The sequence below is a fragment of the Clostridium thailandense genome, assembly GCF_019207025.1.
GTDB classification, from domain to species: domain Bacteria; phylum Bacillota; class Clostridia; order Clostridiales; family Clostridiaceae; genus Clostridium_AM; species Clostridium_AM thailandense.
Genome location: NZ_JAEEGC010000039.1, coordinates 12358 through 29868, shown reverse-complemented (window position 1 = coordinate 29868; position 17511 = coordinate 12358). Strand labels below are relative to the sequence as shown.

15 protein-coding genes, 1 other RNA gene and 1 pseudogene are annotated in these 17511 nt (G+C 31.1%); 5 read left to right on the top strand and 12 right to left on the bottom strand.

What is annotated here, in order from left to right; all coding sequences use genetic code 11:
* The first annotated feature begins 2 nt into the window (after window positions 1–2).
* The 3 genes from nuoF to I6U48_RS09715 all read left to right on the top strand — a co-directional run bounded on the left by nuoF (window position 3) and on the right by I6U48_RS09715 (window position 4124).
* Window positions 3–1796 carry an NADH-quinone oxidoreductase subunit NuoF gene (gene nuoF, locus I6U48_RS09725; protein WP_218320215.1) on the top strand — a complete coding sequence of 598 codons (1794 nt, stop codon included), beginning with the start codon at window positions 3–5 and terminating at the stop codon, window positions 1794–1796.
* Between the two features lie 25 nt (window positions 1797–1821).
* A complete protein-coding gene (locus tag I6U48_RS09720; RefSeq protein ID WP_376774543.1) occupies window positions 1822–3558 on the top strand; it encodes an NADH-dependent [FeFe] hydrogenase, group A6 in 1737 nt (578 codons plus the stop codon).
* A 152-nt stretch (window positions 3559–3710) separates the two neighbouring features.
* Complete coding sequence (locus I6U48_RS09715; RefSeq protein ID WP_218320214.1) at window positions 3711–4124, top strand: hypothetical protein; 414 nt, start codon at window positions 3711–3713, stop codon at window positions 4122–4124.
* Window positions 4125–4296: 172 nt separating this feature from the next.
* Here I6U48_RS09715 and ablB read toward each other — a convergent pair whose 3' ends face one another.
* The 3 genes from ablB to I6U48_RS30060 form a co-directional block, all read right to left on the bottom strand.
* Window positions 4297–5154 (bottom strand): putative beta-lysine N-acetyltransferase, encoded by an 858-nt coding sequence (ablB, locus tag I6U48_RS09710; RefSeq protein ID WP_246615276.1) that lies wholly within the window; start codon window positions 5152–5154, stop codon window positions 4297–4299.
* Window positions 5141–6463, bottom strand: a complete 1323-nt coding sequence (gene kamA / locus I6U48_RS09705; RefSeq protein WP_218320213.1) for a lysine 2,3-aminomutase — start codon at window positions 6461–6463, stop codon at window positions 5141–5143. The genes ablB and kamA overlap by 14 nt, the downstream gene beginning before the upstream one ends.
* A 201-nt stretch (window positions 6464–6664) precedes the next feature.
* Window positions 6665–6790, bottom strand: coding sequence for a hypothetical protein (locus I6U48_RS30060; protein ID WP_281421809.1), 126 nt, complete (start codon window positions 6788–6790; stop codon window positions 6665–6667).
* A 203-nt stretch (window positions 6791–6993) separates the two neighbouring features.
* On the opposite strand from I6U48_RS30060, the gene I6U48_RS09695 reads away from it, so the two are divergent.
* Window positions 6994–7353: a TetR/AcrR family transcriptional regulator gene (locus I6U48_RS09695; protein WP_218320212.1), complete on the top strand. Its 360-nt coding sequence runs from the start codon at window positions 6994–6996 to the stop codon at window positions 7351–7353.
* A gap of 269 nt (window positions 7354–7622) precedes the next feature.
* On the opposite strand, the gene I6U48_RS09690 is transcribed toward I6U48_RS09695, so the two are convergent.
* The 6 genes and pseudogenes from I6U48_RS09690 to smpB all read right to left on the bottom strand — a co-directional run bounded on the left by I6U48_RS09690 (window position 7623) and on the right by smpB (window position 12034).
* Window positions 7623–7871: a histidine kinase gene (locus tag I6U48_RS09690; RefSeq protein WP_218320211.1), complete on the bottom strand. Its 249-nt coding sequence runs from the start codon at window positions 7869–7871 to the stop codon at window positions 7623–7625.
* A 236-nt stretch (window positions 7872–8107) separates the two neighbouring features.
* Window positions 8108–8759: pseudogene (locus I6U48_RS09685) on the bottom strand (hypothetical protein).
* A 242-nt stretch (window positions 8760–9001) separates the two neighbouring features.
* Complete coding sequence (locus tag I6U48_RS09680; RefSeq protein ID WP_218320210.1) at window positions 9002–10561, bottom strand: AAA family ATPase; 1560 nt, start codon at window positions 10559–10561, stop codon at window positions 9002–9004.
* 27 nt (window positions 10562–10588) lie between these two features.
* Window positions 10589–10741 (bottom strand): hypothetical protein, encoded by a 153-nt coding sequence (locus tag I6U48_RS09675; RefSeq protein WP_218320209.1) that lies wholly within the window; start codon window positions 10739–10741, stop codon window positions 10589–10591.
* 210 nt (window positions 10742–10951) lie between these two features.
* Window positions 10952–11305: a transfer-messenger RNA gene (gene ssrA, locus I6U48_RS09670) on the bottom strand.
* 255 nt (window positions 11306–11560) lie between these two features.
* Window positions 11561–12034 carry an SsrA-binding protein SmpB gene (gene smpB, locus I6U48_RS09665; RefSeq protein ID WP_218320208.1) on the bottom strand — a complete coding sequence of 158 codons (474 nt, stop codon included), beginning with the start codon at window positions 12032–12034 and terminating at the stop codon, window positions 11561–11563.
* 188 nt (window positions 12035–12222) lie between these two features.
* Here smpB and I6U48_RS09660 point away from each other — a divergent pair, with 188 nt between their 5' ends.
* Complete coding sequence (locus tag I6U48_RS09660; protein ID WP_218320207.1) at window positions 12223–13011, top strand: response regulator; 789 nt, start codon at window positions 12223–12225, stop codon at window positions 13009–13011.
* 72 nt (window positions 13012–13083) lie between these two features.
* Here the strand turns inward: I6U48_RS09660 and rnr are convergent, their stop codons facing one another.
* The 3 genes from rnr to eno form a co-directional block, all read right to left on the bottom strand.
* On the bottom strand, window positions 13084–15324 hold the full coding sequence (gene rnr, locus I6U48_RS09655; RefSeq protein WP_218320206.1) for a ribonuclease R: 2241 nt from the start codon (window positions 15322–15324) through the stop codon (window positions 13084–13086).
* Window positions 15325–15572: 248 nt separating this feature from the next.
* Window positions 15573–15806 carry a preprotein translocase subunit SecG gene (secG, locus tag I6U48_RS09650; RefSeq protein WP_218320205.1) on the bottom strand — a complete coding sequence of 78 codons (234 nt, stop codon included), beginning with the start codon at window positions 15804–15806 and terminating at the stop codon, window positions 15573–15575.
* 211 nt (window positions 15807–16017) lie between these two features.
* Complete coding sequence (gene eno, locus I6U48_RS09645) at window positions 16018–17316, bottom strand: phosphopyruvate hydratase (protein WP_218320258.1); 1299 nt, start codon at window positions 17314–17316, stop codon at window positions 16018–16020.
* Between the last annotated feature and the right edge of the window lie 195 nt (window positions 17317–17511).

Genomic DNA, 17511 nt, shown 5'->3' with positions numbered 1-17511 from the left:
GGATGAATTTATTTCGTGCTCAGGTGCTGGTGTGCGGAGGCACTAGTTGTGCTATAGAAGGCGCAATGGATATTGCCAATTCTGTAAAAAATGAGTTGAAAAATCATAGAATAGAAAATGAAATCGAAGTAATAAGAACAGGTTGCCTTGGACTTTGTGATCTAGGGCCTATAATGATTGTTTATCCTGAGGGAACATTCTATAGTAAAGTAAGTATAAAAGATGTACCTGAAATTGTGCATGAACATCTTGTAAACGGAAGAGTAGTAAAAAGATTGGCTTATTACGAATCCCTTGATGATTATGGTATAAGATCTTTAAACAATGTTGAATTTTATAAAAAGCAGATGAGAATAGCACTTAGGAATTGCGGGGTTATAGACCCTGAGAATATAGATGAATATCTTGCTGTTGATGGTTATAAGGCATTAGAAAAAGTTTTATCTAAATTAACGCCTCAAGAAGTAGTAGAAACTTTAAAGAAATCTGGTTTGAGAGGAAGAGGAGGCGGTGGATTCCCTACAGGACTAAAATGGGAATTTGCTGCCAAACAGGTGAGTAATGAAAAATATATAATTTGCAATGCGGATGAAGGAGATCCTGGTGCTTTTATGGATCGTTCAGTCTTGGAAGGAGATCCACATGCGGTATTGGAAGCTATGGCTATTGGGGGGTATGCTATAGGTGCGGGACAAGGTTATATATATATTAGAGCCGAATATCCATTAGCCGTTGAAAGATTAGAGTCAGCTATAAAGCAAGCTAAAGAATACGGACTTTTAGGTAATAATATTTTAGGTACAGAATTTAGTTTTGATATTGAAATAAGGTTAGGTGCTGGAGCTTTTGTATGTGGAGAGGAAACTGCCCTCATGAACTCTATAGAAGGTAAAAGAGGAATGCCAAATCCAAAGCCGCCATTCCCTGCTGTAAGTGGATTATGGTGTAAACCAACAGTTATAAATAATGTTGAAACCTATGCAAACATAGCTCAAATAATATTAAAAGGTGACAAATGGTTCTCTGGTATAGGCACTGAAAAAAGTAAAGGAACAAAAGTCTTTGCTTTAGGAGGAAAGATTACCAATACAGGTCTTGTAGAAGTTCCCATGGGAATTACTCTTAGAGAAATTATTTATGATATAGGTGGCGGCATACCTAACGGTAAAGAATTTAAGGCAGTTCAAACTGGTGGCCCTTCTGGCGGATGTATTACAGTTGAAAATCTAGATACTAAAATTGATTATGACAATTTAGTTGCTCTAGGGTCAATGATGGGTTCTGGTGGAATGATTGTATTGGATGAAGATAACTGTATGGTAGACGTAGCAAGATTTTATCTTGATTTTATAAAGGATGAATCCTGTGGTAAATGCACTCCATGCAGAATAGGAACCAAAAGAATGCTTGAAATATTAGAAAAGATAACTGCTGGGAACGGTACCTTGGAGGATCTGGATAAATTGGAAGCTTTGGCGAAGAAAATCAAGGTTGCATCTTTATGTGGACTTGGGCAGACAGCTCCAAATCCTGTCTTGGCTACATTAAAATACTTTAAAGATGAATATATTGCACATGTTGTAGATAAGAAATGTCCAGCAGGCGTTTGTACTGCATTGGTAGAGTATAGTATTAATCCTGAACTATGCAGAGGCTGCAGTCTGTGCGCTAGACAATGCCCTGTAAACGCAATTAGCGGAACGATTAGGCATCCTTATAGCATAGATGAAAGTAAATGTATAAAGTGTGGAGCTTGTGCAAATAAGTGCCCGTTTAAAGCAATTGAAAAAAAATAATTTCTGCAGATAGGGAGTGAATAAAGTGGAGATGGTTAAGTTTAAAATTGATGGAAAAGAGCTTCAAGTTCCAAAGGGAACCACTGTACTGGAAGCTGCAAGAAGTATTGGCATAAAGATACCAAGTCTCTGTTATCTTAAAGATGTGAATAAAAGCTCGTCCTGCAGAATATGCGTAGTCGAAGTAGGACCTAAACTTATCGCCTCTTGTACGCTAGCTGCAGAAGAAGGAATGGAAGTTAAGACTAATACCCCTGCGGTAAGAGAAACTAGGCGAATGGTGGTTGAACTTTTGCTGTCAAACCATAAAAGAGAATGCACTATTTGCAGTAGGAGTGAGAATTGTGAACTTCAAAGTTATGCTAAAGAACTTAATGTTAGAGATATACAATACGAAGGAGAAAGAGTAATAAAGCCGCTAGATTTATCCTCAACATCTATAGTTAGAGATGCAGAAAAATGCATATTATGTGGAAGATGTGTAAGCACCTGCTCTAATATACAAACTGTAAATGCCATTGGATTTGCTAACAGAGGCTTTAATACAAAAATTGAAACAGCTTTTGATAAAGCTCTTGGTGATACAGTTTGCATAAATTGCGGTCAATGTATAATGGCTTGTCCTGTAGGCGCTCTAACTGAAAAAAATGATATAGATAATGTATGGAGAGTATTATCTGATAAAGATAAGTATGTTATAGTTCAAACAGCTCCAGCTGTAAGAGTAGGTATTGGAGAGGAATTTGGAATGCCAATAGGTTCAAGAGTCACAGGCAAAATGGCTTCAGCCTTAAGAAAATTGGGATTCTATAAGGTGTTTGATACAGACTTTGCTGCAGACCTTACCATAATGGAGGAAGGTACAGAACTGTTAAGCAGGTTAGAAAAAGGCAAGAACCTTCCACTAATGACTTCCTGCTGCCCGGGATGGGTTAAGTTTGTAGAGCATTTCTATCCAGATATGTTGGATAATTTATCTACTTGTAAATCCCCTCATGAAATGGAAGGTGCACTAATCAAAACTTACTTTGCTAAGGAGATGGGAATAAATCCAGAGAAGATTGTAGTAGTATCTGTAATGCCTTGTGTAGCAAAAAAGTTTGAAAGACAAAGAGAAGAGCTTTCTAATCAAAATATGCAGGATGTTGATTATGTTCTTACTACAAGAGAATTAGCTCAAATGATTAAGGAAGCAGGTATCGATTTTATAAATCTTGAAGATGAAATTTTCGATAATCCGCTGGGAGAATCTACTGGGGCCGCTGTAATATTTGGAGCTACAGGTGGCGTCGCCGAAGCTGCTCTAAGAACAGTCTTTGAAATTATTGCAGATAAAGAATTAGATAATATTGATTTTGAAGTTGTTAGAGGGGTTAATGGTATAAAGATATCTGAAGTTGAACTTCCAAATGGTAAAAAAATCACTGCAGCAGTGGCTCATGGGCTTGGAAATGCTAGAACTCTACTCAAAATGGTGAAAGATGGAGAAAGAAAGATTGATTTCATTGAAGTTATGGCGTGCCCAGGCGGCTGTGTAACTGGTGGGGGACAGCCTATAGTAACCGCAAAGGATTTGGCTGTTAGAAATATTAAAAATGAAAGAGCACAAGCAATTTATGAAGAAGATAAAGAAATGCCGATTAGAAAATCACACAAAAATCCATATATAGCTAAAATTTATAAAGAATTCCTTGAAAAACCCAATGGAGATCTAAGCCATCAAATTCTTCATACTCATTATGTAAAGAGAAATAAGTTCTAAAGCAAATGTTTTACAAAGTTTATTTTAAATTAACAAGGGTTTAATAGTTTTTAAAGATGGACTTTATTCTGTGAATTTAAATTTAGTATATCATTATAAGTTAATATTATAACTTATAATTTTATAAATATATATTAATGGAGGTATCGTGTATGTTTTATAATAGTGATGCAGAAAGAAGAGGTCAAACAGAAATTTTGGATAAGGCGCAGAATCTTTTCCCGGATAGAGAAAAAAAGATATACGAGAGAGTAATATATGTAAAAAATCATGCTTCTAAAAGTACTTACTATTGTTATCTTATAGAAGAAGTGTTATATCAATGTTGTGTTAATAAAACGAAATCACTTACGTTAACTGGTGATGAATTAGCCGATGTTGTTGGAGTTATATCCGAGATGGTTAGTGAAAAATATATAGCCGAAAATGGGAAAGGTACATTTACTATTTCTAAAAATAAATTAGAGGGAGAAATTTCCTTTGGCCTTGGTGAAGAGAATTTTGTTAGTATGTTAGAAAAATATGAGGGAACTTTTTTAAAAATATTAAAAGAATTAAATGATTAAATAAACAGGGCTGTTGTACTTATAGGCTGGAATGACCAAAAGTTAACTTGCACTCCGACTATGTTAACTTTATAGTTTTAAACCCTATAATGCAACCACTCCCTTTATATTGTATCAAATTTACAATTTATGTATTGTGGAGATAAAGGGTGCCCCTTGAACTCCACTATTTTTATTTAATATCACTAAGAATCTTATACCATACATTCATACTCTCTAAATCACCAGATATATTAGTATTATTTATTAAAGTACCTCCATAATTATAATTTAATTTTGAAAAAGTAATATTCATCCCATATGATAAAGATCTTGCAATAGTAAATGCCACATAAAAATTTCTTTGTCTCATTTTTTCTTCCATTTTAGCTAGCAAAAACACACTAAACCCATGCCCTCTATATTGTGGTAATGTTGCAAAATCAGTCATTTCAACACTTTTAGATGAATAATCCATTTCTGTAGAAGCTAAAGATACAATTTTATCTTTAACTCTTATGGAAAAGTAAATAAAATTCTTATTCATAGTCTCTTTAACGTATTTTGGGTCATGAATAGGAAATGGATATGTTTTAAATACTTCTTTGTATATTTTACACATTTGATCTATATCATTTTCATCACAAATATGAAAATGATAATCTTCGTTAATTTCTATTTGTTTCTTAATTTTATCTTTTGTTTGAGAGAGATTAATTATTTTTTCTATTTTATTACTTTCCTTTATAATAGTCCTGTCTTTACTAAAATATTTACTAATGAAAGTCACATCTTCAACACCATTATAGAATCCAGGAATATTGGCTTCTATAATATATCCGGCCTTAATAAATTCATCTTTTAATGAATAAGGTATTTTTCCGACTATTTTAGTATAACATTTCTCCTTAGCTCTTTCTTCTAAAATAGCTATTATTTGAGGATAATCATTTTTGTCTAATTTCATTAAATAAATTCTATTATTATATTTACCATGGTTAATGATTGAATTACCTATTTTCTCTGTTTTATCATAATTAATCTTCATCATTATCTTCTCGTCTTTGTAATCTATTATTATTTTGTGGAATCAATGATATAGTATCAACTGAATCCAATAAAAGTTTCTCTATACCTATAGCTTTATATTTATCAGCTTCATATGTTTTCATCATGAGCTTACAATCTTCACAGCCTTTAATGCAATCGTGGTTTTTATAGCTATCAGGCTCTTTATATGATGTGATTATACCTTCATAATTTCTTAAAATTACTTTATTTGGTGCAAAGGAAATAAAGTAATTTGGCATAACTGGTATCTTACCGCCTCCACCCGGAGCATCAATTACATATCTTGGAACTGCAAATCCACTTGTATGCCCAATCAAACGCTCCATAATCTCTATACCTTTAGAAACAGGAGTTCTAAAATGAGCTAAACCCTCAGACAAATCACATTGATATAGATAATATGGACGAACTCTATTTTTTACTAATTGCTGGCAAAGCTTCTTAATGATCTCTGGACAATCATTTATTCCAGCCAGCAGAACACTTTGATTCCCAAGAGGAATTCCTGCATCTGCAAGCTTTCTAAGTGCTTCTTTTGAGTCTTCTGTAAGTTCTCTTGGATGATTGAAATGAGTATTTATCCATATAGGATGATGTTTTTTTAACATATTTACTAAGTCACCTGTTATCCTATATGGGAGAACAACTGGTACTCTAGATCCTATTCTAATCACTTCTACATGAGAAATTTTTTGAATTTCAGTTAATATCCAATCTAGATTTTCATCACTTAGTAATAATGCATCTCCTCCAGATAACAAAACATCTCTTATTTGAGGAGTGTTCCTTATGTAATCAATTCCTTTCTTTAATTCTTCTTTATTAGGAATGGATGATACATCTCCCACTTTTCTTTTTCTTGTACAGTGTCTACAATACATTGCACAAACATTACTTATATGAAATAGTACTCTATCTGGATACCGATGTGTTATTCCAGGAACGGGGCTATCTTTATCTTCATACAATGGATCTTCCATATCATGATTCCCAACCATTGATTCGTTTATAGAGGGAAAAGCCTGCAAAAATATTGGGTCATGTTTATAATCATCTGGATCAATTAATGATAAATAGTATGGTGTTATAGAAAGAGGAAACGTTGAGGTAATTTTCTCTAATTCTTCTCTTTCTTCATGAGTAAATTTAATATTTAGAAGTCTTTCAAAAGCACTAATCGTTTTTATTGAATTTTTCAGTTGCCATTTCCAATCTTTCCAATACGAAAGATTTTTATTTTTATAATTTTTTTCAAGTTCTTTTAATTTTTCTTCTATTACTAATTGCATTATATTCCTCCTCTTAAATAACTATTTAAATCTATTTTTATTATTGTAGTTATATGAAAATTTATACTAGTCATCAATTAGTGTTTTTAAATTGTCTTCTCTACCTACATATTTAACTGATTCATTTCGTATAGAGAATTAAAGACTTTTTATAAATGAAATTATCTCTGTACTAATCTCTTCTGGTTTCTCTTGCTGAACTCAATGCCCACAATCTTGAAGAAAGATAGTTTGACGAAGATTTGGAACTAAATTAGACATTTCAGAAATTATTTGATCCATTCCAGGAATACTAAGACCAACATCACGATCTCCTACTATGAACAAAGCAGGAATTATCCCTTTTACTCCATTAAAATTAAGTTATTAACTACCTGTTTTTAAAACAATTTGTGTATGCTATGATTATAATGTACTAAAATTAATACTTCAACCAACAAAAATACTATAGTGTTGGCTGCTTAATAAAAACATAATTATGATATGAATTTGATGAAAATATATACTATTTAAGTTAGGAAGGGAAAAATGTGATATCAAAATCTCAAAAAAATGATAGTCAAGTAACCAAAACTCATAACTTAATTCAAGAAGCGTTTCTTTCATTAGCTAATGAAAAATCCTTCGAAGATATAACCGTTAAGGATATCTCTAAAAGAGCATCAGTAAATCGCTCAACCTTTTATGCTCATTTTGAAGATAAATATAATCTATTAGATTCTTTTATAACTGATAAGTTTATGACAATTGTATCTAGTAGAATTCATTCGTATACAAAGTTAACTGAAGAAACTTTACGAAATTTAATACTTATTATGTGTGATTACCATCAATCCATAGGTAGCAACTATACAAGATTGTATAAATCTGCAACTGTACTAAATTGTTGACACTCTTGACAAAGTGTTAGATATATTCTTCTAATCAACCGTCAATTGCAATATTATATATTCAAAGTAACTGCAAAAATATAACTGTTCCTACATCTATAACTTTTTCCCATATATCTCTTTTACCATCCTTTATGTTAACATGCTGTGCTTGTCTGGACTGTCTAATACCTGTTGAACACCAAGTAGAAAAATGTTCTCAATTATTACTGTATAGATTGTATCCGCCAAAACGTCTTCCTAGTTTACTCTCTGCTCTTTTAATTATTTCATCTTAATATAATTGATTTACCTTCATGTTGAGCACGAGTTTGCAATCTCATGATTATACTTTCTAAGAAATCCCTAAGATTACACTTTTGCTTATTAAGTTCAATTGCTCCTGCATCTAATTTAGCTAGTTTTAATAAATTTTGAATTAAGTTTTCCATTCTTTCTAATTCACTCTTAATCTTCAAATTAAAACTGCTAACTACATCATTATTAACATTTTCATCTAATATAATTTCGTTATACATTATATATCCATAATTTCTGTAATCTTTCAAATATATTCAATAACTAATTTTGCTTTTAAAACAAAAACAGCATTAGTACTAATATTAATGCTGTTTCTAATTTATAATTTTAAAAAACTTATCTCTTCCAGTATATGTGATAAGTATCTTTAGATTTTTATGCTCTGTAATTACTTTAATTTTGGTATTATATTACTTAGGCTGTTCCACTTTTAAGAGAATTTCTCCACAAACTCTTATTTTAAAACTTCTCTGATTAAATCAATATCCTCTATACTTAATCCAGTTAATTCACTTATTATTTCGTTATCCATTCCTTTTTTTATTGCTATTTTAGCTGTTTCAATAGCTTTTTCTTTTTTACCTTCATCCTTTAAACTTTTACCAAGTTCAGTCAATTTTAACTCCTCCTTCACTTTTTCTAAATCTTTACCTTCTAAAAATTTACTTGCAAAGGCATATAGAATTGATTCAACATCATATCTATATTGCTTATCTACGTTTTTTACTAGCTTTATAGCATTTAATATCTTTTCACCTTTAGTTAATATTCCCGACATAATAGGTGTAAAATTTTATATCTCCAGAATAAACAACATATGTTATCACATCTTTACCTGTTTGGAAGCCTAGTAAAGCTTCATATGCTCTAAATCTTCTTAAATCATTAATTCCTTTATTAGTAGTCTAAAATTCAAAGTGTATATATGTGTCATCTTCCATTAAAAATGTATAATCCATAAACATATTTTTAGCTTCCAATACTACTATTTCTGTAGACCCTATTTCTTTTACTTTCTTATTAATACCAAAGAATTTTAGTCCTTCTTCTGCAAATATATCCATTGCCCGTTTCATTATCATATCTTCATAATTAATAACTTTCATTCTGCACCTCCTTGGTATACAACATATACTTCAATTATATACTATTGCTTTAGGCAAATAAACTCTAATATAAAATTACACTTAATTTTTAAATAACTTTATTAGAAATGTAAATTTAGTGGAGCTATCCTCTCTCAACAAAAAACACAACCACCTGTAAGCAGCTATTTAAGCCACTTACAGGCGGTCATCAATATGTATGGTGGAGGCCGAGGCTTAACCTCTGAAATCCACTATACTATCTATAAATAAATTTTTTCTATTTTACAGCTATGATTTTTCGTTTTTGAGTCGTAACATATTGCAACTAATAGTGCATTTCCATACTCTTTAATGAATTTTTGAAAATACTCCTTTTCTTTCATTTGCTTAACTGCTATATCTACAGTTTCATCTTTCTTAAGCTCAAGAACAAATGGAACATCTGTCTTTCTCGTAGGATGAAAAATAAAATCAGCAAATCCATTACCAGTCTTTTCTTCCCTTTCAATTCTATAAGTATCCCTTGCACTCAAATATGCTAAAGTTACTACACATGACAGGCTATTCTCATCATTATACTGCAATATCGGTATTTCTGAATTATGAATTTCATGTAAAACTTGTGCTACTGACTCAGTATCCTGCAACACTGTTGCCTTCAACATATTTCTAGAATTTTTTATAATATCAGATACATAACCAAAAGATTCATCTTGAAGAGCTTTCTCAAATTCCCTCATTAGCTCTTTATTAGGTATTTTTAAATATCCATCATAATATGATAAAAAACCTAAAATTATCATAGCTGAATATATTTCTATTTTAGTTTTTGGCTGCTCTTGTCCGGCTCTAAATTCTTCATTTATTATAATATCTATATTATAACCTGATACCATTTCAATTACATCTTCACGTACATCCATAGTATTATATTTAAGATATTCTTTGACTTCATCCATAGCTCCAGTATTAGTCCAATAACTTATACATTTTCCATTTTGAAGAGCTTTAACTACTGAACGTGGATTATATATTTTATCACCATCTTCATTTATGTATCCATTATACCAAATATTTATTTCGTCAAAAGAAATCTTTCTTTGCTTGTCACATAATTCTTTTACTTCTTCCTCTATAAAGCCAAAGTATCTTCCATAAAGCATATCATTTAACATAGTATACTCATCAAACATATTTAAAGCTGATGTACTTGAATGCTTCTTTATTGGCAGTACTCCTGTCATATAAGCTAATGCAACATATACTTTATCCTTTAATAGATTTCTTAAAAACTCTAAAAAATCGTTTTGGTTTTCTTTAAATAAATTATTATTAAATATATAATCCCATTCATCAATAATAAATATGAATTTATCATTTGTTGCATCTAACATATCACTTATTGTAAAATACTTTTCTGGATTAACTTTCGGATATTGTTCTACAATATCGTTTATGATTGAAGTTTTTATCATTTCTATATAGTCAATGTAGGTATTTCCTCTATCCGACAGCTTATTAAAAGATATGCTTATTACATTGTATTTATTTAAATTTTTTAAATAACTTCTACTATTACTTATTTTTAGATTATCAAAAATGTCCTTACTATCAACACTTTTGCTATAGTAAGCTCCCAGCATGTTAATAACACTTGTTTTTCCAAATCTTCTTGGTCTTGTTATACATATATATTTACTCTTACTAAATATCTTTTCATTTATTAAAGATATTATTTCTGATTTATCTACATAATATTTTTCATTGTAAAGTTCTATGAAATTTTCTAATGGTCTATTTGTATTCAAGTATATAGCCATACTACTTCTCCTTTAATAAGACTTCTCTTATTTTTCTTCCTTATTGAAATTTTCTAAAAACTCCATAGCCTCTTCGTAATTAAAATTACTTAACTTATTACTTTTTTTCTCTTCATTATCATCTTTAAAATAAGCCCACCAGCTCATGCATCCTATTGCATCTGTAATAAATACGAACATCTATATTTTATTCTCTTAAAATCATATTTTTTCCTACACAAACTAATCTTTAGTATAGCTGATTATATATTAATTATACTTTATTAATGAAGATTTTCGTGCAAATCTTAGTTGTATTATTCATTTGGTAGAGGTTATCCTCACCCAGCAAAAAACACAACCGCCTGCAAGCAGCTATTTAAGCCACTTACAGGCGGTCATCAATATGTATGGTGGAGGCGAGGGGTGTCGAACCCCTGTCCGAAAGCAGTAATACCTAGGCATCTCCGAGTGCAGTCTGTACTTTAACATTCCCTCACCCAAACGCCAACAGACTGGCTTTTGGGGTTAGTAGCTTCATAATTTCCGTTCTCTACTCAAAGCTTTGTAGAGCTCGGTTCACCGCTGTCGACGCCCTATCCTAAGCCGCGGTACTCAAAGGTAGAACGTAGCAGACTAAGCTGCTAATGCAAAATTATCGTTTGCGTTTATCTTTATTCCCATAGTTTTTTAACGCGGGCCCACAGGTTCCCTCGACTCGCTTCCTAAATACAACACACCCCCGTCGAAACCAAGTACGCCCCCTTGTTTAATTAAGTATCAGGTAAAATTAACTTTCTGATACCAAGGGCAACATTGTATGTTGCTACGCAAACTAATATTAAATTTTCAAGGTCTATCGTCAGTATCATTATCTGATGAATACTATATTACATCAAATTTAATTATTAATCAATAGTAAATATTAGATAATTAAAACCTAATTGTAAACTTTAGAAACATCTCATTCCAATATTAATTATACACCTAAATCCGATAAATTAATACTTTTAGATAGTTCTAGTATTTTGATTTTTCTTTCATCTGTCTATCTATATCTCTCTTAGCAGCCTTTTCCAACATAGCATCTCTTTTATCATAGTTCTTTTTTCCCTTAGCTACTGCTAAGTTTACTTTTATTCTTCCACTCTTAAGATACAGAGACAGTGGAATTAATGTATATCCTTGTTGTGTGGTATAGCCTAAAAGTCTAGAAATCTCTTTTTTATGGAGGAGCAATCTTCTAGCCCTTAGGGGATCCCTGTTAAATATATTACCCTTTTCATAAGGACTTATGTGCATATTGCACACAAAAATCTCTCCATTTCTTATTTCAGCGTAACTATCTTTTAAATTTGCTTTTCCTGCTCTTATAGATTTAACTTCTGTTCCAACAAGTTCTATTCCCGCTTCCATACTCTCTTCAATAAAATAATCATGCCTTGCCTTTCTATTTTCGGCTAAGGTCTTGTTAGGTGATGTATTTTTAGCCATAAAAACACCTTCTTCAGATTTTGTTTGTAGTACTAAATTATATTATAATAGTAAGTTTGTGTCAAGTTACTATTGTTTTAAAATTATTTAAGTCTATTTTACATTTATCTAATATAATTTTACCATATTTTAGTGAGACTGTGATATAATTTTTATCAACAAATATAATTAAGAATTGGGGGACTTATATGTATAACATAGTACATTTAGAACAGAGTGAATTTATCAAGAAAATGGTAAAACATACGCTTTTAGAAAACGGATTTAACTGTGTTTCTGTCGATACTGCTTCAGAGGTATACAATATATTATCTAATGATAATCAACAAATAGATCTCATAATAACCTCTTTATTAATAACTGATGATACTATCGAAAACTTTATGAGAACTATTAATGCCAGTTCCAAAAAACATGTGCCTGTATTTGTTGTAACTGGCAATGACATAGGAGAAAGCAAAAAAAGAGTTTTGAATTTAGGTGTTTCAGATTATATAACCAAGGATTGTCTAGTGGATGAATTAATAAAACATATCCAATATATACTTGCAGACGACGAACTCATGAGATGCTTACAGGAAGCTAAAATAGCTGTAATAGATGATAATAATTTTGATCGGACTTTAATTAAAGATACTTTAGCTGAATATAAAATATTTAATATAGATTTCTATTCTTCTGGGAATGCCTTAATCGAGAGCGGAAAAAAATATGATTTATACCTTGTAGATATTGTATTAGAAGGAGAATTTGGCAAGAACATCATACTAAGATTAAGAAGGGATAACATTGATTCTTCTATTATAGTAGTCTCTTCCCTGACTAATAATAAGACCTTAGCTAGTATGCTTAATGCAGGTGCAAATGATTACATCAGAAAACCCATTCAAGAGGATATATTTATAGCTAAACTTAAATCTAACATAAGAACCTATTCACTCATTAAAAAAATCAAAGATCAATATAAATCTTTATAACTATATAGAGAAACCGCCTGATATAATTCTACAATATCAAGCGGTTTAACTTATTCTATTCCGGGAGTTCTGTTATCTTAACTTTCTTTGAAATTCTTCTGAAAGTACTACCGCTGATTTTTCATCATTGTTTTCCGGATCACTTAACCCTTGCTCATTTGTTTCTATAGATTCCATGTCTGCTTGTTTTAGAGTATCATCTTCTTTTACCAAATCGAAGTATATTTCATGTGCAGACATATCTACCCTAGCTACTCTAATTTTAACTTCATCTCCAAGTTTATAAATGTTTTTAGTTCTCTCTCCAATTAGGCTCAAATGTCTTTCATTATATACATAGTAATCATCATCCATGGTGCTAAGGTGCACAAGCCCTTCAATAGTATTAGGGAGTTCAACAAACATTCCAAAGTTTGTTACAGAAGATATTATACCTTCAAATTCTTGACCTATTTTTTCACTCATATATTCAGCTTTCTTTAAATCATCTACTTCTCTTTCTGCATCTTGAGCCGTTCTTTCTGTCTCTGAAGACTGTTTTGATGCATATTCTACCTCTGCAATTAATCTTTTGGATCTTTTTTCATCTATTTTTCCATTAATGAATTCTTTTATTATTCTATGTATTATAAGATCTGGATATCTTCTTATAGGCGATGTAAAATGACAATAGTATTTAGCTGCAAGACCAAAGTGCCCAACACAATCTGGTGAATATCTTGCCTGCTTCATAGAACGAAGTAATAATGTACTTACTACTGTTTCTTCTTTTTTGCCTTTTACCTTTTCTATAATATCTTGAAGTGCTTTAGGATGAACTTCTTGACCAAATCTTACTGCATAGCCTAAATTATGAATAAATTCACTAAAGTGAGTAAGTTTCTCTTCATCTGGATCTTCATGAATTCTATATACAAAAGGAACATTAACCCAAAACATATGCTCGGCTATAGTTTCATTACAAACAAGCATAAATTCTTCAATTATTCTATTTGCTATAGCTCTTTCATAAGGTTTTATATCTATTGGTTTTCCCAGTTCATCAAGAATTATTTTGCACTCTTCAAAGTCAAAATCTATGGCCCCTCGACTTAGTCTCTTTTTATTAAGAACTTCACACAGTTCTTCCATAAGCTTAAAAGTATCTATTAAATAATCGTATTTTTTCATAACCTCTTGATCTTCATCTCTAAGTATTTTTGTTACATCTGTATAAGTCATTCTCTCAGAAGTTTTTATAATACTTTCCATAATCTCATGATCTACAACCTTACCTGTTTTATCAATTTCCATAAAACAGCTTAACGTGAGTCTATCAACTTTTGGATTAAGACTGCATATGCCATTTGAAAGCTTTTTAGGAAGCATAGGAATAACTCTATCTATCAAATACACCGAAGTTCCTCTCTTCAAAGCCTCTTTATCTAAAGCATTTTTTTCCCTTACGTAATTAGATACATCCGCTATATGAACTCCAAGATAATAATTACCGTTTTGGAGTTTTTCTATGGATACAGCATCATCTAAATCTTTTGCATCCTCACCATCTATAGTAACAATTTTTAAATTTCTTAAATCTTTTCTTCTTTTATATTCTTCTTCTGGTATTTCATCTGGTATTCCTGCTGCATAGGATTCTACTTTTAAAGGAAACTCCTCTGGCAATCCATACTTTTTAATTATAGTTAGTATATCAATACCCTTGTCGCCTTTTCTGCCCAATATCTCTTTAATCTTACCTTCGGGATTTCTTCTTTTATCCGGCCATGTGGTTATTTCCGCTATTACTACATCTCCTGTTTTTGCTCCACTTCTGAACTCTTTGGATATAAAAATGTCTTGATATATTCTCTTTTCTTCTGGTACTACAAAGCCGAAGTTTTTGCTATCCTCAAATATACCTATTATAGTTTTATTGCCTCTTTCAAGAATTCTTATTATTTCACCTTCACACTTTTTGCCTTTGTTCTCTTCTCTCGTTACTTTTACAACTACCTTATCTCCATGCATTGCACCATTTATATATGATGATGGTACAAATACATCTGGGCGTTCTTCTTCTGGTATTACAAAGCCAAAACCTTTTTGATGACCTTGAAGTCTTCCAACTACTAATCCCATTCTATCTGGTACTCCATAATGTTCAGTGCTGGTTTTTACTATTTGACCATCTTTCTCCATACCTTTTAGTATATTTTCAAATTCTTTTCTTTCCGATTTTTTTATGTCAAAAACCTTTTCTAATTCGATTATATCCATAGGTTTGTATGCTTGCTCTCTCATAAAGCTCAAAAGCACTTCTCTTATATTCATGTTTATCACCTCGTATCTTTAAAATGAACTTTTATTTATTATAAAACTAATTATTATTATCTTTATAATAATCTAACAAAAATATTCAATATTGCATATTATTTTTCATTAGACTACAAAATATATTAGCATTGATTTATATGATTTTTATTCTTATATTATAGTAAATTTATCCATAGGTCAACTTATTTATACAAAACAAATAGAGCAGCCTTAGAAAGCTGCTCTATGTATGTAAATCTAAAATTTTACTTTACTATGTTTTGCAATATACACAACACCGCAAATATAACTGCACATACAATTGTAATTTTTGATAACATAGCTTCAGATGTTCTTGATTTATTCTTAGAGTAAAATGACTCTGTAGTTCCACCACTTACTAATCCGCTTAATCCGTTGGTTTTACTTGGTTGTAATAACACAACTACTATTAATATTATTGCTATTACACTTTGAGCAATAGTTAAAGCAACACGCACTCTTCTCCACCTCCTGGCATTATAACATCTTACATTTTAACATATAGTCACAAATATTACAATGATTTAGAATACCATATTAATAGAAAATTTAAAATATACCCTTGCTAATTTAACCTTCACTAAAGCTAAACAATTTAAGCATAAAAGAACAAATTAGATAACTTCATTTTTAGAAAATATGCTTACCTAATTTGCTCTTTTATATCTATTATGCCTTCTTTATATTATAAAATGCATTCAGTCCTCTATATTCTGACATATCACCTAACTCTTCTTCTATTCTTAAGAGTTGATTATATTTTGCAACTCTTTCCGATCTTGCTGGTGCTCCGGTTTTTATTTGTCCTGCATTTACTGCCACAACCAAATCCGCTATAGTTGTGTCTTCTGTTTCTCCTGATCTATGAGAAATAACGGCAGTATAACCTGCTCTTTCTGCCATCTCTATGGCATTTAAAGTTTCTGTAAGTGTTCCGATTTGATTTAATTTTATAAGTATTGAGTTAGCAACCTTCTTTTCTATACCAGTTTTTAATCTATTTGTATTGGTTACAAATAAGTCATCGCCCACAAGTTGAATTTTTCCACCTAACTTTTCAGTTATTATTCTCCATCCTTCCCAATCTTCTTCTGCCATGCCATCCTCTATTGAAATTATAGGATATTTATTTACAAGATCCACATAATAATTAGCCATTTCCTCAGATGTCAAAACTTTTCCTTCACCTTTCAAATTATACTTACCGTCTTCATATATTTCAGATGAAGCAGGGTCTAAAGCTATATATATTTCTTTTCCTGGCGTATAGCCAGCTTTTTCTATAGCCTCAACTATAACCTGAATTGCTTCTTCGTTTGATTTTAAATTTGGTGCAAATCCACCTTCGTCACCAACACCTGTATCATAGCCCTTTGATTTTAATAATGATTTTAAAGTATGATAAACTTCTGCACTCATTCTTAATGCTTCACTAAAGGAAGGTGCTCCTACTGGCATTATCATGAACTCTTGTAAATCTACATTATTATCAGCATGTTTTCCACCATTTATTATATTCATCATTGGTACTGGAAGAACCTTTGCGTTAACTCCCCCAATATATTGATAAAGACTAATTCCAAGACATTCTGCTGCTGCTCTAGCGCAAGCAAGAGATACTCCAAGCATTGCATTTGCTCCAAGTTTTCCTTTATTATCTGTTCCATCAAGTTTTATCATTGCTTTATCAATTAAAACTTGATCAAATATATTCATTCCTATAAGTTCTTCAGCTATGTAATTATTTACATTATCTACAGCTTTTAGAACACCTTTCCCATTATATTTTGTCTTATCACCATCTCTTAACTCCACTGCCTCAAACATTCCAGTAGAAGCTCCTGATGGTACTGCCGCCCTTCCTACTGTTCCATCTTCTAGTACAACCTCTACTTCAACTGTAGGAAAAGCTCTTGAGTCAAGAATTTGTCTTGCCATTACATCTACGATTTCCACATAATTTCTCATCATAATTTAAAAACCTCCCTAATCTTTTCATTTTTATTAAAGACACTTTTTTAACTCCTACCTTATTAATATAACCATATAGCTTGTTTATTATAAAAACTCTATAGAAATTTAAGCCTCATATAATTATACTTAGAGCGGATATCTATAAAAACAAATACGATATTGCTTATCAATTAATATTTATTATCTTTA

What these genes read in the sequence shown, in the direction of transcription:
- I6U48_RS09680 (WP_218320210.1), bottom strand. Translation starts at nt 10,561, where the DNA reads ATGGCTATATACTTGAATACAAATAGACCATTAGAAAATTTCATAGAA.
- rnr (WP_218320206.1), bottom strand. Translation starts at nt 15,324, where the DNA reads ATGAATATAAGAGAAGTGCTTTTGAGCTTTATGAGAGAGCAAGCATAC.
- I6U48_RS09660 (WP_218320207.1), top strand. Translation starts at nt 12,223, where the DNA reads ATGTATAACATAGTACATTTAGAACAGAGTGAATTTATCAAGAAAATG.
- eno (WP_218320258.1), bottom strand. Translation starts at nt 17,316, where the DNA reads ATGAGAAATTATGTGGAAATCGTAGATGTAATGGCAAGACAAATTCTT.
- I6U48_RS09715 (WP_218320214.1), top strand. Translation starts at nt 3,711, where the DNA reads ATGTTTTATAATAGTGATGCAGAAAGAAGAGGTCAAACAGAAATTTTG.
- I6U48_RS09675 (WP_218320209.1), bottom strand. Translation starts at nt 10,741, where the DNA reads ATGTTCGTATTTATTACAGATGCAATAGGATGCATGAGCTGGTGGGCT.
- kamA (WP_218320213.1), bottom strand. Translation starts at nt 6,463, where the DNA reads ATGCAATTAGTAATAGAAGAAAAATTAAAAGAACTTGAAAAAAATTAT.
- smpB (WP_218320208.1), bottom strand. Translation starts at nt 12,034, where the DNA reads ATGGCTAAAAATACATCACCTAACAAGACCTTAGCCGAAAATAGAAAG.
- nuoF (WP_218320215.1), top strand. Translation starts at nt 3, where the DNA reads ATGAATTTATTTCGTGCTCAGGTGCTGGTGTGCGGAGGCACTAGTTGT.
- ablB (WP_246615276.1), bottom strand. Translation starts at nt 5,154, where the DNA reads ATGATGAAGATTAATTATGATAAAACAGAGAAAATAGGTAATTCAATC.
- I6U48_RS09690 (WP_218320211.1), bottom strand. Translation starts at nt 7,871, where the DNA reads ATGTATAACGAAATTATATTAGATGAAAATGTTAATAATGATGTAGTT.